We start from the raw sequence: 1,764 nt of genomic DNA, 5'->3' as shown, positions 1-1,764 counted from the left end.
CGGCAGCGGTCGCCGACGACGCGCCGACATCCGCGTCCACGACGACCGCGTCCACGACGACCGCGACCGCGCCCGCTTCCGTCTCCGCGACGGACGGCACGACCGACGACCAGCCGGGAGGCACGGCTCCCGACCCGACGTCGGCCCACCCCGACGAGGCGGTCGCCCCCGACGAGGCGGTCGCCCCCGGCGAGGGCGCAGGCGGTGAGGGCTCCACCGACGGGGGCGTCCCCGGCGAACCGACGGCCGAGCAGCGCGTCGACCTCGCCTTCCCCGACGGCACGACCGCCGACGCACCCCTCTTCCTCGAGGCGACCGCCGGTGACGCCGTCGACCGCACGTTCACCGCGACCGGCGGCACCGGCGGCGTCACGTACGAACTCCGGGGTGCCGGTGGGGAGCCGATCGTGGGCGACGGCTCGTTCGAGAACGACTTCACGCTCGACCCCTCGACCGGTCGGCTGTCCGGCACGGCCCGGCTCGCCACCGTGCACGACTTCCAGGTCGTCGCGTCCAGCGGGTCGGAGCGCGCGGTCGAGCACGTGCGCCTCACCGTCCGCCCGGGAGCACCGGTCGGCGTCACCTTCGGAGTCTCGGCGTCGGACGGGGGCGGGCTCTGGCAGGTCGAGACCGACGGCACCATCTGGGAGCAGGCTGCGGGCCAGGGCCGCGTGCGCATCGTGCCCGAGGTCCCGGTCGTCGAAGGGTCGTCGCTCGTGCTCGCCGGCCTCGCCGTCGACGCGTACGGCAACCGGACGACCCCCGGCGGCGAGGACGACCCGTACCCGCGGTCGACCGTCACGAGCACCGTCCCGGACGACCGGGCCGTGTGGTCCGACAGTGGCTCGAACACGGTCTCCTTCAGCGGCACCGGAGTGCGCACCCTCACGGTCTCGGAGGGCGGGGTCTCACGTCCTTCCGGGTCGACGTCGGCACGGCGACGGAGTCGTTCGCCTTCGCCGCAGGGACGCGTACCCGGGTCACGGGGACCGCGGGCGAGCCGTTCTCGGCCGACTTCCCCGTGACCGGCGCCGGGGACGACCTCCGGTACACACTCCGGTCCCCGGAGGGCACCCCGTACAACGCACCGGACGGCCTCGAGGTCCGCATCGACCCCAGGAGCGGCACGCTCACGGGCAGTGCCACCCTGGCGAGGACCTTCCACCTCAGCGTGGTCGCGACGGGCGGCGGCGTGGAGGCCGTCCTCCCCGTGGAGCTCGCCGTGGCCCCGGCCGCGTTCGACCACTTCACCGCCTCCGTACGGATGGCCGACGCCGGCGAACGTACTGACACGTGGACGGTCGAGGGCGACACCGTGACGCACTTCCGATCCGACCCGGCAGGCGACCGCGTCGACGTCGTCCCGGCGCGACAGGGTGACCGGATGGTCGTGTTCGCGATCCCGGAGGACCGCTTCGGCAACACCCCGACGCGGCCCGTGGACCACACCATCACGAGCGATGTCGCGAGCGACCGCTTCGGCGTCGAGCAGTCCAGCGGTGGGACGACGGTCACGTTCACGCATGCTTCCCGGCACGTCGTGACCATCCGGTACGAGGGCGGTTCGCTGGCCGTCCCGTTCGAGGTCTCGCCCGTCGCCGGACCGGCGACGGGGCACGCGGCGACGGGCACGCTCGCCTACACCGGGTCCGACTCGTCGGGGCCGCTCGCGTGGGCGCTCGGGCTGCTCGCGGCCGGCGGCGGCCTGCTTGTCCACCGGCTGCGTCGCCGACGCATCTGACGCGACCGCGCGACGGACGGGAG

The 1,764-nt window shown here is 74.5% G+C and carries 2 protein-coding genes; both read left to right on the top strand.

Going from position 1 to position 1,764, the window contains the following annotated elements:
• Nucleotides 1–1,025, top strand: a 1,025-nt coding sequence (locus tag I59_RS22720) for a hypothetical protein (RefSeq protein ID WP_022903260.1), incomplete at its 5' end; no start/stop codon positions are given.
• Nucleotides 1,022–1,741 (top strand): hypothetical protein, encoded by a 720-nt coding sequence (locus I59_RS07070; protein WP_022903259.1) that lies wholly within the window; start codon nucleotides 1,022–1,024, stop codon nucleotides 1,739–1,741. The genes I59_RS22720 and I59_RS07070, both read left to right, overlap by 4 nt.
• Nucleotides 1,742–1,764 lie beyond the last annotated feature (23 nt).

Source organism: Curtobacterium sp. B8 (assembly GCF_000333315.1).
GTDB classification, from domain to species: domain Bacteria; phylum Actinomycetota; class Actinomycetes; order Actinomycetales; family Microbacteriaceae; genus Curtobacterium; species Curtobacterium luteum.
The sequence above is the reverse complement of the archived record's forward strand: the minus strand, read 5'-3'. Positions and strand labels throughout refer to the sequence as shown.